The 24,989-nt window shown below is 41.3% G+C and carries 17 protein-coding genes; 15 read left to right on the top strand and 2 right to left on the bottom strand.

Annotation, left to right across the window (positions count from 1 at the left end):
• Together ACZFYI_RS01995 and ACZFYI_RS01990 are read right to left on the bottom strand one after the other, a co-directional pair.
• The coding region (locus ACZFYI_RS01995; RefSeq protein WP_462522448.1) for an ATP-binding protein at positions 1-509 on the bottom strand (509 nt) is incomplete at its 3' end.
• A 306-nt stretch (positions 510-815) separates the two neighbouring features.
• Positions 816-2,270: an NADP-dependent isocitrate dehydrogenase gene (locus ACZFYI_RS01990; protein ID WP_462522447.1), complete on the bottom strand. Its 1,455-nt coding sequence runs from the start codon at positions 2,268-2,270 to the stop codon at positions 816-818.
• 227 nt (positions 2,271-2,497) lie between these two features.
• Here ACZFYI_RS01990 and ACZFYI_RS01985 point away from each other — a divergent pair, with 227 nt between their 5' ends.
• The 15 genes from ACZFYI_RS01985 to ACZFYI_RS01915 all read left to right on the top strand — a co-directional run.
• Positions 2,498-3,283: an enoyl-CoA hydratase/isomerase family protein gene (locus ACZFYI_RS01985; RefSeq protein ID WP_462522446.1), complete on the top strand. Its 786-nt coding sequence runs from the start codon at positions 2,498-2,500 to the stop codon at positions 3,281-3,283.
• A 24-nt stretch (positions 3,284-3,307) separates the two neighbouring features.
• Positions 3,308-4,831, top strand: a complete 1,524-nt coding sequence (locus ACZFYI_RS01980) for a lipopolysaccharide biosynthesis protein (RefSeq protein WP_462522445.1) — start codon at positions 3,308-3,310, stop codon at positions 4,829-4,831.
• Positions 4,828-5,262 (top strand): dUTP diphosphatase, encoded by a 435-nt coding sequence (gene dut / locus ACZFYI_RS01975; RefSeq protein WP_462522444.1) that lies wholly within the window; start codon positions 4,828-4,830, stop codon positions 5,260-5,262. Before ACZFYI_RS01980 ends, dut begins: the two co-directional genes overlap by 4 nt.
• A gap of 197 nt (positions 5,263-5,459) precedes the next feature.
• Entirely contained in the window at positions 5,460-7,190 is a 1,731-nt protein-coding gene (locus ACZFYI_RS01970; protein WP_462522443.1) for a tetratricopeptide repeat protein, read from the top strand.
• Complete coding sequence (gene lolB1, locus ACZFYI_RS01965; protein ID WP_462522442.1) at positions 7,183-7,920, top strand: lipoprotein insertase outer membrane protein LolB1; 738 nt, start codon at positions 7,183-7,185, stop codon at positions 7,918-7,920. The genes ACZFYI_RS01970 and lolB1 overlap by 8 nt, the downstream gene beginning before the upstream one ends.
• A gap of 3 nt (positions 7,921-7,923) precedes the next feature.
• On the top strand, positions 7,924-9,168 hold the full coding sequence (locus ACZFYI_RS01960) for a murein hydrolase activator EnvC family protein (RefSeq protein WP_462522441.1): 1,245 nt from the start codon (positions 7,924-7,926) through the stop codon (positions 9,166-9,168).
• A gap of 111 nt (positions 9,169-9,279) precedes the next feature.
• Positions 9,280-9,483, top strand: coding sequence for a Sec-independent protein translocase subunit TatA/TatB (locus ACZFYI_RS01955; protein WP_462522440.1), 204 nt, complete (start codon positions 9,280-9,282; stop codon positions 9,481-9,483).
• Positions 9,484-9,505: 22 nt separating this feature from the next.
• Positions 9,506-10,936 carry an Asp-tRNA(Asn)/Glu-tRNA(Gln) amidotransferase subunit GatA gene (gatA, locus tag ACZFYI_RS01950; RefSeq protein ID WP_462522439.1) on the top strand — a complete coding sequence of 477 codons (1,431 nt, stop codon included), beginning with the start codon at positions 9,506-9,508 and terminating at the stop codon, positions 10,934-10,936.
• 41 nt (positions 10,937-10,977) lie between these two features.
• Positions 10,978-12,381, top strand: coding sequence for a LysM peptidoglycan-binding domain-containing protein (locus ACZFYI_RS01945; RefSeq protein WP_462522449.1), 1,404 nt, complete (start codon positions 10,978-10,980; stop codon positions 12,379-12,381).
• A gap of 71 nt (positions 12,382-12,452) precedes the next feature.
• The gene (locus ACZFYI_RS01940; protein ID WP_462522438.1) at positions 12,453-13,556 is read left to right on the top strand and encodes a DUF4837 family protein; all 1,104 of its coding nucleotides are present in this window, start codon (positions 12,453-12,455) and stop codon (positions 13,554-13,556) included.
• A 22-nt stretch (positions 13,557-13,578) separates the two neighbouring features.
• Positions 13,579-15,843, top strand: coding sequence for an NADP-dependent malic enzyme (locus ACZFYI_RS01935; protein WP_462522437.1), 2,265 nt, complete (start codon positions 13,579-13,581; stop codon positions 15,841-15,843).
• Positions 15,844-15,846: 3 nt separating this feature from the next.
• Positions 15,847-16,446, top strand: coding sequence for a Holliday junction branch migration protein RuvA (ruvA, locus tag ACZFYI_RS01930; RefSeq protein WP_462522436.1), 600 nt, complete (start codon positions 15,847-15,849; stop codon positions 16,444-16,446).
• 22 nt (positions 16,447-16,468) lie between these two features.
• A complete protein-coding gene (gene sov / locus ACZFYI_RS01925; RefSeq protein ID WP_462522435.1) occupies positions 16,469-23,623 on the top strand; it encodes a T9SS outer membrane translocon Sov/SprA in 7,155 nt (2,384 codons plus the stop codon).
• A gap of 54 nt (positions 23,624-23,677) precedes the next feature.
• A complete protein-coding gene (gene gcvH / locus ACZFYI_RS01920) occupies positions 23,678-24,055 on the top strand; it encodes a glycine cleavage system protein GcvH (RefSeq protein ID WP_462522434.1) in 378 nt (125 codons plus the stop codon).
• A gap of 265 nt (positions 24,056-24,320) precedes the next feature.
• Positions 24,321-24,989, top strand: a 669-nt coding sequence (locus ACZFYI_RS01915; protein WP_462522433.1) for an energy transducer TonB, incomplete at its 3' end; no start/stop codon positions are given.

Below are 24,989 nucleotides of genomic sequence, written 5' to 3'. Positions count from 1 at the left end.
TCGCTACTTATGGGCAGATTCCTGAACTCGCAAAACTCCTGAAATGAAAATGGGAAAAGTTCTTTTGTAATGTGTCTTCCAGTCAATTTGGTCCCCAATTCTTGACTCAATAGCGATGCATTCGATCCTGTGATTATTATCTGGAATCCTTGATCCAATTTTTGCCTCACAAAAATTTCCCAACCTTTTATGACCTGGATTTCATCGAAAAAGAGCACTTTCCCTTTGTCTTCCGATATGAGCAGATCCAATTTTTGAAAATCAGACAAATCAAACCCATATAGCCTCGGGTCTTCAAAGTTCAGATAAATGGCATCAGGAAATCTTTTGCTTAGCATCTGTAACAAAAAAGTACTTTTCCCGCATCGCCGAATTCCTGATACTATCAGGGCATGACTGCTGAGGACAGGCAATTCATTCACTCCAAACCGCTCCAAACCTATATCCTTTTTTTGAAGGTCAGATTTTTGGGAAGCCAATGTTTCCTGAAGGATTATCTGCGAAAGCATAATAGTGTTTTTTGTAAAAATACAATATTGTTGTTTGGTAAACAATACTATTGTTGTTTATCAAACAACAATAAAAAAACCGGAACATCTCTGCCCGGTTTTTTTGATTATTAATCCGCAAGAGCTCTCCTACGTCGAGGTGACAAGGCAAAGCGATTCCTGATTCTTGGCTCTTGTCTCTTGCTTCTCGCATCTCGCCTCTCGCTTCTCAGCTATTTAAGGCTTCATCAACTTTAAAACATTACAACTTTTTAACCTTCCAACCCAATCTTTCAATTTTCAAATCTTGCAATTTTCCAATCCTTTTTACTCTCCCTGAGCCAAGCTATAAGCCCTTACCCCATCGAAAGCATATAGATGCTCTGTTTTGATAAAGTCAAACCCTAAGCCTTCAATCTGGGAAAGCAAATCCAATATTTGTTTATGGGAAATTACCGCCTGACCGGCTGTCTGAAACCTGCAACGCCAATGGTCGGTACAGAATGTTTCAGGCATTCCGCCAGGATAAACTTTTATACCTCTATTGGTAATCAGCTGCAAAACAAGTCCATTTGAATCGGCTTTTCTTAACCTATCCCCTATGACATCCGGATCCCTTCCTTCCGCATCCCAATCAATAAATACATCGACTCCAATCAAATCTTTTTTGGATTTGGTGACCGGACTCAATTTGATTTCCATCGGTGACGTGGCAGATTTGTCAAAAACTGCAGGAATAAGGCTCGAAGGAACTTGTCCCAATCTCTCAATGACCGCTTGTGCAAACTCTTTCGTCCCTACTTTTTTACTGGAAAGTGTTGGTTGGAAAATATCCCCGGTGTGGATGCCATCCTCAAGCGTTTTCATCCAGGCATTGGCGATTTTCTCTGCAACCTCAGGCTGACCGATATGGACGAGCATCATGATAGCACCGTTTAGCAAGCCCGATGGGTTGGCAATGTCCATCCCTGCGATGTCAGGGGCAGAACCGTGGATTGCCTCAAACATGGCTACTTCCTCCCCAACATTGGCCGAACCACCCAATCCAACAGAACCTGTCACTTGCGCTGCCACGTCTGAAATGATATCTCCGTAAAGATTCAATGTCACGATCACATCAAAAATCTCAGGTCTTTCAGCGATCAATGCTGTCCCGATATCGATGATTTTGTGATCAGTCTGGATTTCAGGATATTCCTTTGCCACTTCTAAAAATGTTTTGTGAAACAAACCATCTGCTAACTTCATGATGTTGTCTTTGGTCATACAGGTCACTTTTTTTCGACCGTACTTCCTTGCATATTCAAAAGCATACCTGATGATTTTTTCAGATCCAGGTTTTGAAATCAATTTTAGGCATTGGTATACCTCCTGTGTCTGTCTATGTTCAATTCCTGCATAAAGATCCTCTTCATTTTCGCGGATGATGACAAGATCAGTTTTTGGAAAATAAGTCTTCACAAAGGGAGAAAATGCCTTGCAAGGCCTAACATTGGCAAACAAACCAAAGGATTTTCTCGTGGTCACATTCAGACTTTTGAATCCCCCACCCTGTGGAGTGGTGATCGGGGATTTTAAAAAGACCTTGGTCCTCCTCAAAGAATCAAATGAACCCGGTTCCATACCTGAGCTGATTCCCTTAAGGTATACCTGTTCTCCGATTTCAATCACCTCATATTCCAACTGTGCGCCTGCTGCTTCGAGAATGTCAAGCGTGGCTTTCATGATTTCGGGACCTATCCCATCCCCGTAAGCTACGGTGATTTTTGTTTTTGCGGACATATATGAAAATAGATTAGTTTAGTTTTGAATTGCCCTGCAAAAATAGGAAAATTAGCCGAAAGCCTCGGTTGACATTCCATAAATTAGCATAATGCTCACCATAAATATAAAGGGAAAGCCCTACGGCCTCATCAGGTATCATAATGTACTTCAAGGTATTTTTCATGGCAATGCTTGGGGAATGAATGGAGGGCTTGTATATTTGATATCCACATCAACCTATAATCATGCCTGATAGCAAGAATATTCTCTCCGAAGAAAAACTTGGCATTCTGTATTTGACCATCAACAGGGAATCCAAACTGAATGCACTTAACTTTGCCACGCTGAGTGAAATAAGGGATATTTTCACGGAGGTTGCCGATAACAAAAACATCAAAGCTGTAATCATCACAGGTTCCGGAGAAAAAGCTTTTATCGCCGGTGCAGATATCAGTGAAATCGCGGAACTCAATGAACTGAATGCCAGGAAGTTTGCTGAAAACGGTCAGGAAATATTCAGCATGATTGAAAATTGCCACAAACCCGTCATCGCGGTCGTCAACGGTTTTGCCTTAGGCGGCGGATGTGAATTGGCAATGGCCTGCCACATGCGCATAGCTGTAGCATCAGCCAAATTCGGACAGCCTGAAGTCAATCTAGGAATCATCCCGGGATATGGGGGCACACAAAGATTAACCTACCTGATCGGCAGGGGAAAAGCACATGAGCTCATGATGACAGGAGATATGATCGGCGCGGACGAAGCAAAAGCACTCGGTCTGGTTAATCACATATTTGAAACCAAAGAAGAAGCCATGGCAAAAGCTGAGGAAATCATCCGAAAAATCATGAGCAAAGCGCCTTTAGCGATTGGAATGATCGTGGATTGCGTCAATTCGGTCTTTGTTCAAGATGAAGATGGCTACCAAACGGAGGCCAATAGTTTTGCCCGATGTGTCAAATCAGGTGATTATAAAGAGGGAACTTCTGCTTTCCTTGAAAAAAGAAAACCGGTTTTCAAAGGGGAGTAAGTCCCCTTTTCTTTTTTAATAAAAATGAGCCAACTCAAAAAACTTGCAGGACAAACCGCCATCTATGGCATCAGCAGTATCCTTGGCAAGACCATTAATTTTTTACTTCTCCCCATCTATACCGCTTACCTTGCAAAAGAGGAATTAGGTTCTTTTACTGCAATTTATGCTTTCATTGCTTTCCTGAATATCATTTTTACTTACGGTATGGAGACTACATATTTCCGCTATGCCACAGGAAAAGGACTCGATCCACAAAAGGTATTTGCCCAGATTCAATCATTGCTGATTACGACTTCCATTTCAATGGGAGCGATCATTTATTTCAGTGCACCAGCTTTGGCAAGCTGGCTTGGCTATGAGGGGCAAGAATATTTGTTCCGTTGGATGGCTTGGATTTTGGCCATTGATGCGGTCTTGGCATTGCCATACGCCAAGTTGCGAAAAGAAAACAAAGCCCTACAATTTGCGCTGACCAAGCTTGGAAACATATTTCTAAATGTGGTATTCAACCTTTTCTTTATTGTTTTTTGCTACCATGTTTGGAGTGGGGAAATTCTTACAGGATTGCAACCATTGATCAATACCATTTACAATCCTGATTGGGGTGTAGAATACATTCTCCTTTCCAACCTGCTTGCCAATGCCTTGTTAATTCCGGTTTTATTCAAACTCTCAGGAAAATTTGTGTTTGGAATGGACAAAGAAATCCTGCAACCGATGTGGCATTATGCGGTGCCATTGTTGTTTATGGGATTAGCCGGGGTGACCAATGAGGTGTTTTCAAGAGGATTGTTTGAATATGTATTGCCCGAGAACTTCTATGAAGGATTGACGCAAAGAGAAGCAGGAGGGGTTTTTGGAGCCAATTTCCGATTGGCCATATTCATGAACCTGATCATTCAGGCATTCAAATATGCAGCCGAACCCTTCTTTTTCAACCAATCGTCCGACAAAAACAGTCCTGAATTATTCGCAAGAGTAATGCATGCTTTTGTGATTTTCTGCTCTATTTTGATGGTAGCAGTTTCAGTCAACCTGAATATTCTCGGAAGTTTTTTCCTAAGGGGGGAAGGTTATGCCGATGCACTTTACATTGTTCCGGTATTGCTTTTGGGCTATTTGTTTTTAGGGATATATTTCAATCTCAGTATTTGGTTTAAACTGACCGATCAGACCAAATACAGTTTTTATATTACAACCATTGGTGCTGTGGTGACTGTAGTTGTAATTTTTGTTTTAGTACCAATTCTTGGATATATGGGTGCTGCATTGAGCACCTTGTTGAGTTACTTTTTGATGTCATTAGTTTGTTTCTTTTTTGGACAAAAATATTTCCCCATTCCATACAAAACCGGCAAAGATTTGTTTTATCTCACTTTGGCTTTTGGATTGAGCTATTTGGGCTTTTTCTTGGAATGGGATCAGCCTGTTCTTCAATTTATTACAAGAAATAGCCTTGTGATTGTTTTTGTTCTTGTAGTTTTGTGGCTTGAAAAGGACGAACTCCCTAAGTTCGCCCCTCCTTTGAAAAAAAGAAAATCATGAAAATCAAGGTAATCAACCAATCCAAACATCCTTTACCTGAATACCAGACGCCATTGGCAGCCGGACTTGACCTCAGGGCCAACCTTGAGGAGCCTGTTTCCTTGGATCCCTTGGAAAGGAAGCTGATAGGAACGGGTCTTTTTATCGAGTTGCCGGCTGGATATGAGGCGCAAATCAGACCCAGAAGTGGTTTGGCATTCAAATATGGGCTTTCGGTACTCAATACGCCGGGAACCGTCGATGCCGATTACAGGGGCGAGGTCAAAGTGTTGCTGGTAAACCTTTCAAATGAACCTTTTGTGGTTCAAGACGGTGAGCGGATCGCACAGATGGTCATTGCCAAGCACGAACAGATTCAATGGGATTCTGTAGAAAACCTCTCCGAAACCGAGCGGGGAGCAGGAGGATATGGCAGCACAGGCAAAGTTTAAAGCCAATCCTATTTCTCTAACTATTGGAAATTAGAACCGCTTGTAAAATTGCCTTTTACCAAAAAGAACAAAAAGGTACTATGTTTGCGTTAAGTAAGTGATTGCCATTTACTATGGGTAATTACCTCAGTCAAATTGTGAAAACGGCTCCTTCCCAACCTTGTCAATAAAATCAAAACCGTAATCAAACCTTACCTGTGACTATACAGATCAAAAAAATATTGAGTTTTTCGGTGATGCTGCTTCTCAGTTTCAGCGCATTTTCACAAGACAACCTTTCTCGAAAAGAAAGAAAACAGCAACTTATCGAAGCACAGGCTTCCAGGTTATTCATAGATGGAGAGCGGTTTTTGATGCAGGAAGATTTTGACAGGGCTTATTTTTATTTCCAAAAAGCCAGAGAACTAAGTCCTGACCAGCCTGCCATCAATTTTAAAATTGCAGAGATTCTTTTGCGAGCCAACCAAGTAGACAAAGCTTTGGAATACGGGATGAGAGCAGTGGAGTTGGATCCTGATAACAAGTATTACAACCTGGTGATGGCAGAGGTATATTCCAAACAAGGAGACACCAAAAAGGCGGCTGCCATTTTGGAAAACCTAATGGCTAATTCAGGTGAAAACCAAAATTACATCCTTGATCTGGCATCTCTGTATCTTGCCGGAAATGAATTTGACAAAGCTTTGGAAGCTTTGACATCGGCTGAGGAATATTATGGGATGGCCCCACAAATCACGCTACAAAAACAAAAAATCTTCCTGCGTAAAAATGACCTTGGCAGTGCAATTTCAGAAGGTGAAAAACTGATTGATTCCCAACCGGGAAATTCTCAGTATGTAATCAACCTGGTTGAAATCCTATTCAATAACGGCAAAACAGATCAAGCCATTCAGCTTGTAGAAAAGTCTCTGGCTTCCTATCCCAATCAGCCTGATCTCCAAATGGCTGCCTATGCCCTTTATAAAGACAAAGGGGAAATCGACAAGGCTGAAGAATCAATCAAAACAGCCTTTGCCAACCCTGATCTCGAAGGACAGGTAAAGGCCCAGGCATTTGCAGGGATCCTTCAGGAGCCCAAATCAACAAGAAGAGATGATCTTTTAGAAAATCTTGCCGGAAGCATGCTTTCCAACCATCCAAATGATGCTGACATTTTGACCGTATTGGGGGATAAGAAATTATTTGAAGGAGATCAGGAAGGGGCTTTGGATTTATATAAAAAAGCTATTGCCATCAACCCTTCTAATCCCCAAGTTCTCCAAGGGGTAATTACAACGATGTTTGAATTGGGAAAAGACTTTGCTGAAATTGAACAGATCACAGAAACTGCAGTGGGAGAATTTCCCGAGAAACCGGAATTCTGGTTTTTTGATGGGACAGCCAAACTTGCTCTCAAAAAAGGTCCTGAGTCAACAACTTCTCTGAACAAAGCCATTGAAATCAACAGCGGAAAAAATCCCCAACTTGACCTCCTTGTCAATGGGCAATTGGGAGATGCCTACCATTTGACAGGAGAAACTGAAAAGGCATTTGAAGCATACGAGGCAGTATTAAAAGTAAATCCTGAGGACGAACACGTTCTAAACAACTATGCTTATTACCTTTCGCTTGCCAAAAAAGACCTGGAAAAGGCCAAAACCATGTCCAGTCAGTTGGTCAAAAGATTCCCAAAAAATGCCACTTATCTTGATACCCATGCATGGGTTTTATTCCAATTGAAAGATTATGAAGGAGCCAAGAAATACATGGATCTTGCTTTGCAATACGAAGAATCTCCAAGCGGTGTGATGTTGGAGCATTATGGAGATATCCTTTTCCTGTTAGGAAACAGCAATGAAGCCATTGCCTATTGGAAGAAAGCAGAGGGTGGGGAGGAAACTTCTGAATTTTTATTGAAAAAGATAAAGGATAAAAAGTACTATGATTAGGCCTTTAATAGCTTCATTATTTCTTTTAATAGTCTTCATTTCAGGATGTGCCAAAAAACCAAACCTATATACCTCAAATGAAATCATGCAGGAATTCAATCCTGTTTATTTTGAGTATCAATATATAAGTGCCAAAGGAAGGATAGTACTTGAGGAATCCGATGGCAAATTGACCAAAGGAACTATCAACATCAGGGCAAAAAAAGACAGTGTCGTTTGGTTTAGCATCACGCCTGGATTGGGTGTAGAGGCCCTAAGAGGTATGGTCACTGAAGAAAAAATGCGGATCAAAGACCGGATAAACGGAGATGACATCAACGTCAGTTTTGTAGAAATGCTGGACAGGTATGGCTTGAAATTAGACCTTTCATTAATTCAAAACATTCTGTTTGCAAATGTCCCACAGGAGTTCAGTTACAGAGACAGGTTACTCCGTTCAGGAAAATATTTTGAACTTACCCAGGTGCGGGAAGGGATCAGATACCATTCAAGAATAAGTACTGCCCATGGCAAAGTAGTGGAGCTGACAAGCAACACTTTGGATGATATGGGAGCATTTATGGCCAGCTATCCTACCTTTGAAAATGTCAACGGTCAACCCTTTCCAAACAAGATGTTGCTGAAACTTTCTTTTAATTCTGCAGAAGGTCTCCAAAACGCCATCATTCATCTGGAATTTAGCCGGATAGACTACTTATCTGAACCTGTTTCCTTTCCATTTCATTTTTAAAAAATGAGAATCAACATTGCCTTCCTTCTATGCTTTTCGATTGCTTTGGCATTCCCAAAGGTTGAGGCATTGGCTCAGACAAAAAAAACAAGGGCCCAATTGGAAAAAGAAAAAGCCGACATCCAAAAGCGGTTGGTAGAGTTTGACCAAATGTTGAGAAAGACCTCTGACACCAAAAAAGCATCAGTTGGTCAATTAAATGTAGTCAACAAACAACTTCAGACTAGGATCACTTTTATCCGGACACTCAATAACGAAGTCACACTCATCAATAGGGAAATTAAGGAAACTGAAACCGCAATCACTTCCCTTGAATCCGATCTCAAAAACCTGAAAGAGGAATATGCCGGCATGGTTTACACTTCTTCCAAATTAAATTCGGGCTTGACGATGACAGCCTTTATTTTCAGTTCAGGCACATTCAGACAGTTTTACATGAGGCTCAAATACCTCAAGCAATATTCTGATGCCCGCAAGAAACAAGTGGCATTGATCAATGAAAAAACAGTGGAATTGGCTTTCCAGAAGAACCTTTTGGAAGAAAAGAAAAAGGAAAAACAAGTCGTATTGACCAAAGAGCAAGAACAAAAGCAGAAACTTGACAAGGAAAAGAGAGAACAGCAGGGAATTGTAAACAACCTTTCGAAGCAAGAACAAGACCTAAGAAAAAAAATAGCATCAGCCAAAAAACAACAGGAAAACCTCAACAGTATGATCAAGAGAATCATCGAGGAAGAAATAAGGTTGGCCGAGGCTGAAGCCAAAAAGAAAAACAGTACCGCATCCAAATCTTCAGGCAGCAGTATTCCGTTAACACCTGAAGCAGCTGCACTTTCGAGTTCCTTCGCAGGCAATAGAGGTAAGCTACCTTGGCCGGTCGAAACAGGATTTGTGACCAAAAGATATGGCACACATCCCCACCCGACATTGAAAGGAATCACCGAGGATAATGATGGGGTTGATATTCAGACTACACCAAATTCCAGTGTCAGGTCTGTATTTGATGGAGAGGTCACTAAGATCTTTACCCTTCCAGGATATGGAGGAACAATCGTAGTAAAACATGGAGAATACTATACCATGTACAGCAAACTAAAAGTCGTCTCCGTCAAATCAGGGGACAAGGTAAAAGCCAAGCAGGTACTTGGACAGGTATATACCAATAAAGAAGGAGTTGCAGAAGTACACTTCGAAACATGGAAAGGACTTCAACCGATGGACCCTTCTTCTTGGTTAACGGGACGGTAAAACAATTAAATCGTATATTTATAAAAAAAGAGGCATCAGGACCAATCTTTCCTTTGTGTTAGAATGGCACTCTTATATATTTGTATCATATTAAATCTAAACAATACCATCATGACTACATTGGGTTTCTTGCAAAACATGGGCGGAGGTTCTATTATTTTGATAATAGTTGTTATCCTTCTGCTATTTGGTGCCAAAAGAATCCCTGAATTGGCACGAGGACTAGGAAGAGGAATCAGAGAGTTCAAGGATGCCACCAAGGAGATTCAGGACGACCTTGAAGAAGGTCTTAAGGATAAAAAGAAAAAAGAATAATCAGAATCAAAGAGTAAACACCTTGGAAAAATTCCTTTCATTTGACGACATTACCAAGTCGCTTGAAAATAGGGAAACCGATTGTAAAGCGATAGTAAATTATTATCTACAAAACATCCAAACGAAGGCGCACCTCAACGCCTTCGTTGAAGTTTATACGGATTCCGCTTTGGCACAAGCTGTCAAAGTGGATGAAAAAATAGCTTCCGGAAAAGCCGGTAGACTTGCCGGCATGGTGGTGGGGATCAAAGATGTTTTGGTCTATAAAGACCACGAATCAAACGCCTCCAGCAAAATCCTTAAAGGATTCAAATCCCAATTTACAGCGACTGCGGTACAGCGGTTGATTGATGAGGACGCCATTATTATAGGCAGGCTCAACTGTGATGAGTTTGGAATGGGTAGTTCAAATGAGAATTCAGCCCATGGCAAGGTCTTGAATGCAGCTGATGAAACCCGGGTTCCGGGCGGTTCTTCAGGTGGATCTGCTGTAGCCGTTCAGGCAAACTTATGTACAGTTTCTTTGGGAACGGATACAGGTGGGTCGGTAAGACAGCCCGCCGCTTTTACAGGACTTGTAGGAATCAAACCTACCTATTCTCGGGTTTCCCGTTGGGGCTTGATTGCTTATGCATCTTCCTTTGATACGATTGGTGTACTTTCGCGCAATGTCAGAGACAATGCACTTGTGATGGAAATCATGGCAGGTCCGGATAACTTTGATAGCACAGCTTCCAAAAAACCTGTCCCCCATTATTCCGAACTTTTGCATTTTGGTAAAAGAGCAAAAATAGCTTATATCACTGAGACCATTGAGTCAGATGCCCTCCAGCCTGAAATCAAGGGAAATACCTTGGCAGTATTGGAAAAATTGAGACAGGAAGGACATCAGGTAGAAGAAGTTCATTTTCCTTTGCTTAAATACACCTTGCCCACTTACTATATCCTAACTACTGCAGAGGCAAGCTCTAACTTGTCGAGGTTTGATGGGGTAAAATATGGCTACCGTAGCCCAAATGCCCACAATCTGGAAAGTATGTACAAGATGACAAGGTCTGAGGGATTTGGTGATGAAGTAAAAAGGAGGATCATGTTAGGGACTTTTGTACTCAGCGCGAGCTATTATGATGCTTATTTCACCAAAGCACAGAAAGTCAGAAGATTAATTAAAGAATTTACTGAAGAGGTATTGAATAAATTTGACTATATTATTATGCCGACAACGCCTTCGACTGCGTTTAAGTTTGGAGAACATAGCAATGACCCTGTTGCCATGTATTTGGAAGATTTATTTACAGTTCAGGCCTCAGTATCAGGAGTGCCGGCATTGTCCCTCCCAAATGGCATAGACAATAAGGGTTTACCAATTGGCATCCAGATAATGGCAAACTCATTCAAAGAGGCTGAATTATACGCTTTTGGCAATTATCTGATGGAACTTAATAGTAATTAACTCAAAATCATCCGGCAATGAAAAATCTATCTATCTCCTTAATGTTTACTTTTCTACTTATTTTTCTTTTTCAGCCCTTTGCATTCAGTCAGGAATTGTTCGGAATCAATAATGCTACAATAGAGGAAGAAACTATTGCTCCCATTTACCATTTTGAACATATCCCGGATTTCACTTATGATGAAGTGGCAAAGAAGATTAAAGCAATGGATACGGATATGCCATTTGAATTGAATGAAAAGATCTTCTCTTTCATCAATTACTTTGTGGTCAGAAACAGGGAATATACCAAAATGGTGATCCAAAGAAAGGATATCTTCTTCCCAATGTTTGAAGAAACTCTTTCGGACCACGACATGCCGGAAGACATCAAATACCTATCCATTATCGAGTCGGGATTGAGTCCAACAGCCAAGTCAAGAGTCGGTGCTTTGGGCTTATGGCAGTTTATGCCGGCAACAGGAAAGATGTATGGTCTTGATTACAACAAGGATGTAGACTTTAGGATGGATCCTGAAATGTCCTCCGACGCCGCCGCCAAATACCTAAAATCACTCTATCGGATGTTTGGTGATTGGGAGTTGGCATTGGCTGCATACAATTGTGGCCCTGGAAATGTCAGGAAAGCGATCAGAAGATCAGGAGGAAAAAAGACTTTTTGGGGTGTTTACAATTACCTGCCAAAAGAAACCAGGAGTTATGTCCCCCAGTTTCAGGCAATGATGTACATCATGCGTTATGCAGAGGATCATAACCTTATCCTCGAGCAACCAACCTATCCAATGGTTTATGATAAAATAAAATTTAATCAGGAATTGGATCTGGAGCAACTTGCGGCTGTCTCAGGGATTTGTATTGAAGATTTGGAGGCTTTAAATCCCTCAGTTAAAAATCGATTGATACCAGCCTCCAATCAATATATGGCTGTGAATGTACCAAAATCAAAAGTCAGCTATATCACTGAAAACAAGGAGCAATTTGCCGATGCTGTCAAATTAACCACTGAGAGGTCTGTAGCACTAAGAACAATTCCCACTCCAACAGCCAATACTAACCAAAAAGCAGCCACTGCGACAACAAGCCCGACCTTGTCAAGTCAAAACAAAATCACCTACGTGGTCAAATCCGGAGATGTTCTTGGAACCATTGCCCAGAGGCATGGTACAACCGTTACCAATATCAAAAATTGGAACAACCTCAGATCAAACACCATCAAAGTGGGTCAAAAACTATCTATCTATAAAAAAGGTGATTCATTTGAGTCCACCCTTGCCAATAACACGGGAACCACAGCAGGCACACCCCAATTTTACACTGTACAACCTGGCGATTCACTTTGGATAATTTCGAGAAAATTCAATGGAGTAACCATTGATCAAATCAAAAAACTCAACAACCTCAATTCTAATCAAATCAAACCGGGGCAAAAACTAAAAATCGGTTAACCTATTTTGTTAGTAAAATTTTTTTCTGGTTATTCTAATTCCTAAATTGTACATATCTTAAAAAAACTATTATGGAAAATTTCAAAAAAATGACCATTAAGATGCTCCTTATACTTGTCTCAATGGCAGTTTGGAGCTGTGAGGAAGGTGAAGGTTCTTCCTCCACCAAACCTAAGGCAAGAGGTGCAATTGGGGAAATAGTATTAGCCATTGACTCAGTCAAATGGGACGGACCTGTCGGCGATGCGCTAAGAGAAGTTTTTCAGTCAGATGTACCTGGACTGATCAGAGGAGAAAGCATGTTTGACATCCGAAAAATTGATCCAAGCGCCATGTCAAGGATATTCAAAATGTCCACCAATATCATTTTTGTAACCACTTTTGATGATAAAAAAATTGGAAGTCAAAACATCAATGCCCTTTTCACAAAGGATGCCAAGGAAAAAGCAGCAAGTGACCCAAGTCTCTATTTATTGAGAAGTGAGGATGAATTTGCCCAAGGGCAAGAAGTGATTTACCTTTTTGGTAACAATGAACAACAACTTGTTGAAAATTTATTGAAGAACAAAAATAAACTTCAGAACCTGTTTCAGGTACGTGAAAGAGAAAGACTTGAGAAAGTATTGATGAGTAGAAAAAGCTCAGAAGCAAGAGTTGCCTCAGAAGGTTTGGGATTGGCAATCAATGCTCCTGCCTCTTATCAAATAGTAAAATCTGAAGATAATTTTCTTTGGTTGAGGCAACCAACCCCCAACACAAGCCGACCGGACATTAGCTTGTTTTTCTATGAGACAGATTACATATCCGAGGAACAGGCTTTCCCGGATTCCATCATGGCTTTACGCGAAAAAATCACCAAAAAACACATTTTTGGAGACCCAAACAATCAAAACTCATATTTGACAATCGAAAGGGTAGATCCCTCTCCACTCTTCAAAAACTTCCTAATTAAGGAAAACTATGGAGTAGAAATCCGCGGGGGATGGAAAACCAATAATCTCAGCATGGGAGGATCTTTTTTGGCTTATGTGATTGTAGATGCCAAAAAAGGAAAGCTTTATTATATGGAGGGTTTTGTCTATTACCCAAATGAAGCACACCGTGAAGCAATCCGTGAAATAGAAACCATATTATTGGCTACTGATCTTTTAGATAAAAAAGAACAGGCGAGCTGATCCGTTTTAACAATAATCCTTTATGGCCATTAAAATCAGAAAACAAGACGCTTTAAATTACCATTCACAGGGGAAACCCGGAAAAATCGAAGTAGTACCCACAAAACCCCTATCAAGCCAATTAGACTTGGCTCTGGCTTATTCACCGGGAGTTGCAGAACCGTGTCTGGAGATAGCTGATAACAAAGAAAGTGTTTATAAATACACTGCCAAAGGCAACCTGGTTGCTGTCATTTCAAATGGTACTGCAGTGCTTGGATTAGGAAACATTGGCCCGGAAGCTTCCAAACCTGTAATGGAAGGAAAAGGAGTTCTTTTCAAAAAATTTGCAGGAATAGATGTGTTTGATATTGAAATCGCAGAGAATGATCCTGACAAACTAATCCATATCATCAAATCCCTTGAGCCTACTTTTGGAGGGGTCAATCTCGAAGACATCAAAGCACCTGAGTGTTTTGTCATAGAACAGACACTAAAAAGAGAAATGAACATCCCCGTCATGCATGATGACCAGCATGGGACTGCCATTATCTCCGGTGCTGCATTATTAAATGCATTGGAAGTAGTAAACAAGAAAATTGAGGAAATCCTTTTGGTGGTAAATGGCGCCGGAGCTTCTGCCATTGCCTGCACCCGATTCTACATGGCCCTTGGAGTCAAACCTGACAATATTGTCATGTGTGACAGAAAGGGAGTGATTAGGAAAGATAGACCTGATCTGGACGATACAAAAAAAGAATTTGCAACATCTAGGGATTTACATACCCTGACAGAGGCAATGACAGGAGCAGATGTATTTCTTGGTTTATCATCAGCTAATTCTGTAAGCCCTGATCAAATTCTTCTTATGGCTGAACACCCCATCGTGTTTGCATTGGCCAACCCAGATCCTGAAATTGCCTATGAACTTGCCATGTCCACTCGGGAGGACATCATTATGGCAACAGGAAGATCTGATTATCCCAATCAGGTGAATAATGTTCTCGGCTTTCCATATATCTTTCGCGGGGCCTTAGATGTAAGGGCTACATCCATCAATGAAGAAATGAAATTAGCTGCCTCAAAGGCTATTGCTGCCTTGGCAAAAGAACCCGTTCCAGATATTGTTAACAGGGCCTACGGTGACAATAAAATTACTTTTGGAAAAACCTATCTGATCCCGAAGCCATTGGATCCAAGGTTGATTACCACCATTGCACCTGCGGTAGCTAAGGCAGCCATGGACTCAGGAGTTGCCAAAACCTTTATCACTGACTGGGAAGCGTACAATGTAGAACTTCAGGAAAGAATTGGTATAGACCAAAGGCTCATGCTCCGTGTAGTGACAAGGGCCAAGAAAGATCCAAAACGCGTGGTATTTGCTGAAGCAGACAATGTCAAAATCCTCAAAGCTTCCCAACTATTAAGAGATGAGCGGGTTGCCATCCCGATTTTGCTTGGAAATAAAGAAAAAATCGATACTTTGATCGAAGAACACAATCTGGACCTAACAGGAGTGACCATCATTGATCCGTACATGGACGAAGAGAAACTGAAGCTTTTTGGTAACAAACTTTACGAAAAAAGAAAAAGAAAAGGACTGACCCCAGCGGAATGCATCCGCCTGATGAAAGACCGAACTTACTATGGTGCCATGATGGTGGAGCTAGGAGAGGCTGATGCTTTGATTTCAGGATTGACCAAGGACTACCCCAAAACAATTCTACCCGCACTGCAGGTAATCGGAGTCAAACCAAATGTCAACAGGGTCGCAGGGATGTATATCATGAACACTTCAAAAGGACCATTCTTCTTCTCCGATACAACCGTCAACGTAAATCCTACCGCTGAGCAATTGGTAGAAATTGTAGGATTGACAGCAAGTGGCGTCAGGTTTTTCAATATTGAGCCAAAAGTGGCCATGCTTTCTTATTCTAATTTTGGATCTGCAAAAGGCGAAGTGGCTTCCAAAACTTCCATCGCCACTGCCATGGCAAAAGCCAGGTATCCGGAATTAATCATTGAAGGAGAAATGCAGGCAAACGTGGCTGTGAATGAAGATATCCAAAAGGAAAATTATCCTTTCAGTACTTTGATCGGAAATAAGGCAAATACCCTGATATTCCCTGACCTGAGTTCAGGCAACATAGCTTACAAGCTGCTTTCCGAATTGGGAAATGCAGAAGCGATCGGCCCGGTACTTTTGGGGATGAATAAACCTGTTCATATATTACAGCTTGGAAGTTCTATAAGGGACATTATCAACATGGTAGCTATCGCAGTGGTGGATGCCCAAACAAAGGATTAAAGAATGATCGCATATTTAAATGGGAAATTGGCCTATAAAGACCCGACCTTTGTCATAATTGACATTTCAGGCGTGGGGTACCAAGTGAAAATTTCACTACAAACCTATTCCCAAATCAAAGATGAGGAGCAAGTTATGCTCCTCACTTATTTAAGTATCAAAGAAGATGGACATACTTTATATGGTTTCAGACAGGATTCAGAGAAAAAACTATTCCTTAACCTGATTTCCATATCCGGAGTTGGACCTAACACCGCATTGATGATTCTATCATCTTTAACATCAGATGAGCTAGAAAGCGCCATTGTAAACGAGGATGCCCGTACTATTCAAAATGTCAAAGGTGTGGGTACCAAAACTGCACAGAGAATAATCCTTGAATTGAAGGATAAGATCAAGAAAGAATCCTATGCGGATGCAGTCATTTCAAGCTCCTCCTTTTCAAAAACCAACAATAAAACAAAAGAGGAGGCGTTACAAGCCTTGCTGACATTAGGGTTTACCAAGGCAATTGCAGAAAAAAACATCGCAACTGTTCTAAAAAAAACCGGTCCGGAAATTTCTTTGGAAGAATTAATTAAAGCATCTTTAAAAAACCCATAATCATCACAAACCTGACTGTCTTTTGTATCCGCAATTTTTTTCAAAAAAAAGCGCAACAACTCTTTTGAAACCATTAGGTGTTCTGATACTGGTCTATTGCTTATTGTTTTTTAATAATTTACAGGCCCAAGAAATCAATGCTGACAGCGTTCAGACCAGATCTGATAGCATTCAGAGCAGAATTGATTCTCTGAACAAAAGGAGAATGCTTCCTTCATTTTTGCTTTGGCAAAATACGAGGACAAATCCCCTATTCCCCATCCAAAACCCTTTTCTCCATACAAATTCCCCGTTTTACCAAGCAAATCCAATCCAACCCACTATTCAGGTGGAGATGGACTCTATACCTCGATACCGAATACAAGATCAAATGGATTCCACGGATGTTGACCCTGGAATGTTGTATGACTTTGATGAATTTTCAAAAATCCAGGAATTCAGAGTCAGGCAGGAGTATTGGAGGAGCAGATCAAAGGGTCTAGACGGAGAAAGCCCTGTCAGTGGCAGAAACCTGATTCCGCCTATTACCACTAGTCCTAGTCTGGATAGGATTTTTGGTGGAAGTGACATCAATATCATCCCGACGGGATTTGTGGATTTGGATCTTGGGGCAATTTTTAGAAGGATTGACAACCCCTCCATACCTGTCAGGCAGCAACAAAACGGCAATTTCAATTTCAACCAACAGATACAAATGGCGGTCAACGGCACACTTGGACAAAAATTGAAAATCGGTGCAAACTTTGACTCAAACAATTCCTTTGATTTTCAGAACCAACTTAAAGCGGAATATACAGGATTCAAGGAGGACATCATCAAATCCATAGAAATAGGTAACGTAAGCATGCCCGTCCAAAACAGTCTGATTCAAGGAGCTCAAAATCTTTTTGGAGTCAAAACCCAGCTTCAGTTCGGCAAGCTATTTGTAACTGGAGTTGCTTCCACCCAACGAGGAAGGAGGGATGAACTAGTCATCGAAGCTGGTGGACAGGGAAGGCAATTTGAAGTTCAAGGATCTTCCTACGACGAAAACCGCCACTTCTTTTTGGCGCATTTCTTCAGAGACAATTACGAGCGATGGCTGAGAGGACTTCCCCAGATCCTTTCCGGACTCAATATTACCAGGGTGGAGGTTTACATAATGAACCGCGCCCAGAATACCGAAACCTTGAGGAATTTTACCGCATTCATTGACTTGGGTGAAGGCAGAAGGATTTACAAACCGGAAAATCCTAGCATCGGTACGGGAAATCCTGGCGCTCCGGCATTTAACCAAGCCAATTTGCTTTTTGATAACCTCAATGGAAATCCGGCTTTCCGACCATTTGATACGGGCTCGGGTGCCATAGAATCAAATCTTGGACTAACAAGAGGGATAGATTTTGACCAGGTCAACGGGGCAAGAAAGCTAGCCGCGACTGAATACCAATTCAACAGAGAACTGGGATACATTTCTCTTTCCAGAAGACTTCAAAATGATGAGGTCTTGGCTGTATCTTTTGAATATACCTACAACGGCCAGGTATATAAAGTCGGTGAATTGTCAGAAGATTATCAAAACCGTCCCATCAGTGACCTAATATTTTTGAAAATGCTCCGGCCTGCACGGATTAATATCAGAATTCCAACCTGGGATCTGATGATGAAAAACATCTATAACCTGAATGCCAGCCAAATCCAACAGGAAGGTTTTCAACTACAGGTAATCTACCGGGATGACAGGACGGGTCTGGATAACCCCACTTTACTAGAAGGTGAAAATGTTAAAAACAGACCACTGATCAGGCTGACTGGATTGGATAACCTCAACCCTCAAAACGATCCCGCACCTGATGGGAATTTTGACTTTATCCCAGGAATTACCATTTTTCCCGAACGGGGATTATTGGTCTTTCCGGTATTGGAACCCTTCGGAAAAACCCTTCGGGATCAGTTTTTACCCAACGAAGCTAACTTAGCAAATAAATACGTTTTTGACACCCTCTACCGGACAACCCTTGCCGATGCGGAATTGGTAACTAGATATGATAAGTTTTTTATCAAAGGAAGGCTTACTGCCGGATCGGCTTCTGAAATATTGTTACCTGGCCTGAACATTTCTCCGGGATCAGTGATCGTGATGGCAGGTAATATCCCTTTGACAGAGGGGGTGGATTTTACGATTGATTATAATTTTGGGAGAGTAAATATAATCAATGAAGGAATCCTTCAATCCGGCAAAAGAATCTCTATCAGCTTTGAAAAGGCAGATTTGGTATCATTTCAAACACGAAGTTTATTGGGGACTAGGCTTGATTATATTCTCAATGACAAATTTAACATCGGAGGTACTTTCCTGTATTTGAACGAGCGCCCTAATATTACCAGGATTGCCATTGGGAATGAAACCCTCAGGAACAGCATGTGGGGATTGGATGCCAATTTTAGCGATGAATCCAGGTTCCTGACAAAATTGGCAGATGCTCTTCCATTTACAAATACAAAAGAAAAATCCCTTATTCAGGTTAGTGGAGAATTTGCCCAACTGCTTCCAGGAACATCCAATCAGGTATTGGGAGAGCCTACAAACTATATCGACGATTTCGAAACTGCAATTACCCCATATGGTTTGGGTGGTTCTGCTGCACAGACCTGGCATTTGGCATCTACCCCAAAAACTGATGATAATCTTTTTGATTTGAGCGCAATCACTCCGGATAGGTTGGGTAATGCCTACAGAAGAGCAAAAGTAGCATGGTACAATATTGACAATATTTTCTACAGAGAAGGAGGCGCAGATGTTCCCTCCAACATCAACCAGGAAGACCGCGTCAACCATTATGTAAGGAGAGTTCTGCCTCAGGAAATCTTCCAAAACAGGGACCGTGATGTCATTGTAGTACCTGAACCGCTTTTTGAACTGGCCTATTTTCCAAACGAAAGGGGAATGTATAATTACAATCCTGACCTGACAACGGATGGCCTGCTTCCAAATCCCCGCAAAAATTACGGTGGCGTAACCAGGCCCATCACGACTGAAGTGGATTTTGACAGAACCAATATAGAATATCTTGAATTCTGGCTGTTGGATCCATTTATAGAAGGAGAAAACGGAAGGGTTTTGGATGGAAAATTTAACCAAAACAACACCACAGGTGGGAAATTGGTATTCAATCTTGGTGAAATTTCGGAAGATGTCATTAGAGATGGACGACATGGCTTTGAAAACGGACTTCCCGCAGACGGAAATCCTGATAATGTCAATGTCACTGAATGGGGAAAGATCACTCAGCAGCAATTCCTGATTCCGGCTTTTGACAATTCACCTGAATCAAGGATCAACCAGGATGTCGGTATGGATGGGCTTAGAAATGAGGAAGAAGAAGATTTTTTCCGAAGCAGGTTTATTGATCGTTTGAATGTAAGTCCCGCTGCACTGCAAACCATCAAGAATGACCCATCCGCTGATAATTTTCAATATTATTTGGATCAGGAACTTGACAACAACAACGTCAAAATCCTGGAAAGATATAAGAAATTCAACGGTATGGATGGGAACACCCCCATTTCAAATAACAGCAACCTTTCATTTGTACCCGCCGGGTCCAACCTTCCCGACAATGAGGATCTGAATACAGACAATACGGTCAATGAACTCGAAGCCTACTACGAATATGAAATTGACCTCAGGAAAGGTGAAATGGAAGTGGGAAAAAACTACATTGTAGACAAAGTTACTTCTAGCCAAAGTGGTGATCAAGTAAATTGGTATCTTTTCAGAATTCCTGTCAGGACACCTGATAGGGTCCAGGGGGAAATCTCCGGTTTCAAATCTATCCGGTATATGAGGACCTACCTGACTGATTTCGAGCAGCCCGTTGTACTCCGAATGGCAAACTTCCGGTTGGTGGCAAGCCAATGGAGGGTATTTTTAGAATCTCTTTACGAAAGAGGATTTTTTGAAATTCCTGAACCTGACAATTCAAATTTCAGCGTGGATGTGGTCAATATCGAAGACAATGGACAAGGAAGTGCAACTTCAAGCCCTTACGTATTACCTCCCGGAATCATCAGGGACCGGGATAATCTAGCTACCGTCGAAAGGGTTTTGAATGAGCAATCTATCAGACTTTGTGTGGAAGACCTTCAGGCAAAGGATGCCAGGGCTGTTTTCAAAAATGCAAATTCTTTGAACATGGTGCAGTTTGAGCGGCTGAAGATGTTTATCCATGCCAGCAGCCAAGATGCCCAAGATGGTGAAATGATGGCATTCCTTAGACTAGGAACAGATTATACTGACAACTATTATGAAATCGAAATCCCCCTGAATATCACTCCTCTAGGGGTAAGAGACCCACAGCAAATATGGCCTTTGGAAAACGAAATCGACATTGCCATCAATGAGATCGTCGGAGTCAAAATAGAAAGAGACAACAGAAAGGTGCCTTTGAATTTGGCTTTTTCCCAAGATATAAGGCAATACAAAGTGACTGTGGTAGGTCGGCCCGAACTGAGTCTGGTACAGGGTATGATGATCGGAGTAAGAAATCCCGGAAGCGGCAGCGGTGCTTCCAAATCAATCTGTATCTGGGCAAATGAATTAAGATTAACAGGATTTAAAGAATCTACAGGATGGGCTGCCAATGCAAGACTCAACGCACAAATTGCTGATGTAGCCACGATTTCCACTTCTGTGAGGCATAATACATTCGGATTTGGAGGCTTGGAGACAAGACTATCACAGAGAGCAATAACCTCAGCCACCCAATACGATGTGTCTGCCAATGTCAATCTCCACAAAATCCTTCCCGAAGGATTGAACTTGACGATTCCGATGTATATCAGTTTTGAAAATGCCACCACCAAACCGCAGTTCGATCCATTGAATCCTGATGTACTCTTTGATCTGGCTCTCCAAAAATTCCAGAATGAATCCGAAAGAGATATTTATAGGAATCAGGTATTGGATCAAATGACCAGAAGAAACATAGGCTTCACCAATGTCCGGAAAAACAAAAATCCTAACCAAGAAAAGAACCGCGTTTATGACCTGAGCAACTTCTCATTTTCCTATGCACATGGTTCCGTGCGGCAAAGTAACATCAATACGGAAAGTTATCTCTTTGAGACATACCTGGGGAATATTGCCTATGTCTACCAGCCAAAGCCTGTTGTTCTTGAGCCATTCAAAAATTCTTCTTGGGTCGGAGGAGATAAATTCAGCCTGATCAGGGATATGAATTTCAATTTTGTCCCGACTTCATTTGCCGCGAGAGTGGATGTAGACAGGCGGTTTTTGCGTACACAATACCGAAATGACCAACTGACCATAGATGGAGTAGATCCATTCTTCCAAAAAAGTTTCTTTATCAACCGGACATATAACCTAAACTGGGATTTGACCAAAAACCTTCGGGTGGATTACCTCAGCCGAGTATTGGCAGTAGTCGATGAACCTGAAGGAGACATAGATTCAGAATCCAAAAGGGATTCACTGAGGAACAACATCAGGAATTTTGGAAGAACGACCAATTATAACCACCAAGTGAATATCAATTACAAGTTGCCTCTTGATAAAATAGGCGCCTTGGATTGGATAGGAATGGATTACAAATATGCAGCTACCTATTCATGGCTTACAGGTGCTATCGGGCAGAGGGATACATTGGGTAATGTTATTCAAAACACAAGAGATAGATCCATTGTCGGCAAATTTGATTTTGTCAAGCTCTATAATAAAAGCGCAAAATACCGGGCTTTGAATGCTCCAAAGCGGCCAAGTATTCCCGGAAGAACTGCTACTGTCAGTGCTGAGGACACGATCGGTACGCCTTTCACAAGGAAAACCATTCAGTTTCTAACCATGATCAAGGATATCAACTTTCGGTATTCAATTGTAGAGGGGACTTTCTTGCCCGGATATATGGCAGAGACAGGATTGTTGGGTTTGGATAGAAGTTTTATGAATCCGGGTTTTGGATTCATATTTGGAAATCAGGACCCCGATATCAGGTTTACATTGGCTGAGCGGAATCTTATGGCCCCAAGTACTGAGATGACCCAACTCTTCAGGCAAAATCAAACCAAAAATTTACAGCTCACGGGATTGGTCGTACCCTTCAAGGATTTCAATATAACCTTGGAAGCGAGAAAAAGAGAGACGGGAGATTACACAGAGATTTTTAGAAATTCTGCCGAAAATCTCGGAGAGTTTACTTCCCTCAGTCCTAATAGATCGGGAGCCTACAGTATTACCTATTCGATTATCAAAACAACTTTAGCAAGGGATGACCAAAACAACAACTCCCCGCTCTTTACAGATTTTGAACAAAACAGAAGCATCATCCAGTCAAGATTGAATGCCCTTAACCCGGGAGGAGAATATTCAATAAATGGTCAGGATGTATTGACTCTTTCCTTTTTGTCCGCCTATTCAGGGCGAGATCCCAATACCATTGAACTGAATCCATTCCCAAAAATCCCGATACCAAATTGGAGGGTAGATTACAAAGGCTTGAGCCAGATACCGGCTTTAAAAGAATATTTCTCAAGTATCAGCCTGACCCATGTTTATAACTCGACTTACGATGTGAGTAATTTTTCGAACTCACTTCTCTATAACAAAGGTCTCGAATTGTATAACAGTATCCGGAATATCACGGGGGCTAACCTCACCAACGAGTTCGGTGAGTATATCCCCATTTTCATTTTGAATCAGGTTGTTCTTTCAGAGCGCTTTGGACCATTGATCGGTGTCAATTTATTGACAAAAGACAGGCTGAATATCGTCATGGAATATAATACCGAAAGAAACATAGGTCTGAATTTTTCCAATGCACAGGTAACAGAACAAACAAGCCGGGATTTTGGGTTTGACCTTGGATATACCAAAGCGGGAGTGAAGATTCCATTTAAGATTCAGGGCAGACAGGAAATCCTAGAGAATGACCTTCAGTTTAGACTGAGTACCAAAGTAGTGGATACAAGGCAGGTCCAGAGAAAAATTGAAGAAGGAAGCACGGTGACCAACGGGAATCTGAATATTCAGATACGCCCTACCATAGGGTATATCGTGAGTAAAAGCCTCAATATTACAATCTATTTTGACCGTACCATCAACGATCCAAGAGTCACCACAGCCTTCCGTAGAAGCTCTACAGCCTTTGGAGGACAATTACGATTTAATTTAGCACAATAGGTTTTTACATTTGTCGAATCCTTGTATTTTTGAAAACAATTAATCAAATCAGATATGAATTTTCCAAAGGAGCTCAAGTACACCAAAGACCATGAATGGGTCAAAATTGAAAATAACATCGCAGTTATTGGAATAACAGAATTTGCCCAAAGAGAACTTGGGGATATCGTATATGTCGAAGTAGAAACAGTCGGTGAAACCATCGCCTCGGGTGAAGTTTTTGGCACTGTGGAAGCTGTTAAAACTGTTTCAGACCTATTTATGCCTTTGGAAGGGGAAATCATTGAGTTCAACGAAGAGCTGGAATCTTCACCTGAACTTGTAAACGAATCTCCCTACGAGTCAGGCTGGATGATCAAAGTGAAATTTTCAGGTGATTTACCTTCCGATCTTTTGTCTTTTGAAGAATATTCTGAATTGGTAGGCGCTTAAATATCATTTAAGCCGGAAACCACTTAGCCATAGATTTAAAATTGGTCTTTAATTTTGGCTGTAGGGAAAATTCAGTACTCCAAATCGTTTGATCTGAACAAACACTTCATTATCGAATCTTAATCACTGAAGAGAAAAAAAAATAGGCCAATTGGTTCAATAATTTTATGCAAGGCAAATTGATCTCTTGTAAAAATTAAAATAAATGGCTAAAATTGTTATCTCTTAAATTGTAAAAAATTATTAACCTCATAAATTAACAACCATGGAAGCTAAAAAGACGCCAGAAGCGGATTTATCCAAGAAAACAGGAATGTTCCTGAATCTTGGATTAGCCATTAGCGTCGGGTTATGCCTATTTGCTTTTGAATACAAATCCTTCGATGATAGGAATTTGAAAGATTTAGGTAGCGTTACCGATGAATTTGAAGAACTTCTTGATATTCCGATCACAGAGCAGCCACCACCGCCACCTCCACCAATTGAGCAGCCGGTGATTCAGGAAATTCCTGATGAGGTTGAGATTGAAGAGAAAATCGAAGTAAACTTTGACGTGGACGTTCAGGAAGAAACCGTTATCAAAGAAGTTGTCATTGCCGATGCACCTGTGGTGGAAAAAGCAGATGAAATATTTGACGTGGTTGAAAATTCTCCTGAATTCCCAGGAGGAATGGAAGCTTGGAATGAGTATTTGAGGAAAAACCTGAAATACCCAACTCAAGCAAGGAGAATGGGTATCGAAGGTACAGTATATGTTGTATTCGTTGTAAACACTGACGGTACAGTGCAGGACGTAGAGCTCCTTAGAGGTATCGGAGGAGGTTGCGATGAAGAAGCACTCAGAGTTGTAAAAGGAGCGCCAAAATGGACTCCAGGCAAGCAAACAGGCCGCGCGGTAACGGTTAGGATGAGACTTCCGATCAGATTCAAACTT

Source organism: Aquiflexum sp., assembly GCF_977115555.1.
The sequence above is the reverse complement of the archived record's forward strand: the minus strand, read 5'-3'. Positions and strand labels throughout refer to the sequence as shown.

Coding starts and splice junctions, on each gene's coding strand:
- ACZFYI_RS01990 (WP_462522447.1), bottom strand. CDS start 2,270: ATGTCCGCAAAAACAAAAATCACCGTAGCTTACGGGGATGGGATAGGT.
- ACZFYI_RS01985 (WP_462522446.1), top strand. CDS start 2,498: ATGCCTGATAGCAAGAATATTCTCTCCGAAGAAAAACTTGGCATTCTG.
- ACZFYI_RS01980 (WP_462522445.1), top strand. CDS start 3,308: ATGAGCCAACTCAAAAAACTTGCAGGACAAACCGCCATCTATGGCATC.
- dut (WP_462522444.1), top strand. CDS start 4,828: ATGAAAATCAAGGTAATCAACCAATCCAAACATCCTTTACCTGAATAC.
- lolB1 (WP_462522442.1), top strand. CDS start 7,183: ATGATTAGGCCTTTAATAGCTTCATTATTTCTTTTAATAGTCTTCATT.
- ACZFYI_RS01960 (WP_462522441.1), top strand. CDS start 7,924: ATGAGAATCAACATTGCCTTCCTTCTATGCTTTTCGATTGCTTTGGCA.
- ACZFYI_RS01955 (WP_462522440.1), top strand. CDS start 9,280: ATGACTACATTGGGTTTCTTGCAAAACATGGGCGGAGGTTCTATTATT.
- ACZFYI_RS01945 (WP_462522449.1), top strand. CDS start 10,978: ATGTTTACTTTTCTACTTATTTTTCTTTTTCAGCCCTTTGCATTCAGT.
- ACZFYI_RS01940 (WP_462522438.1), top strand. CDS start 12,453: ATGGAAAATTTCAAAAAAATGACCATTAAGATGCTCCTTATACTTGTC.
- ACZFYI_RS01935 (WP_462522437.1), top strand. CDS start 13,579: ATGGCCATTAAAATCAGAAAACAAGACGCTTTAAATTACCATTCACAG.
- ruvA (WP_462522436.1), top strand. CDS start 15,847: ATGATCGCATATTTAAATGGGAAATTGGCCTATAAAGACCCGACCTTT.
- gcvH (WP_462522434.1), top strand. CDS start 23,678: ATGAATTTTCCAAAGGAGCTCAAGTACACCAAAGACCATGAATGGGTC.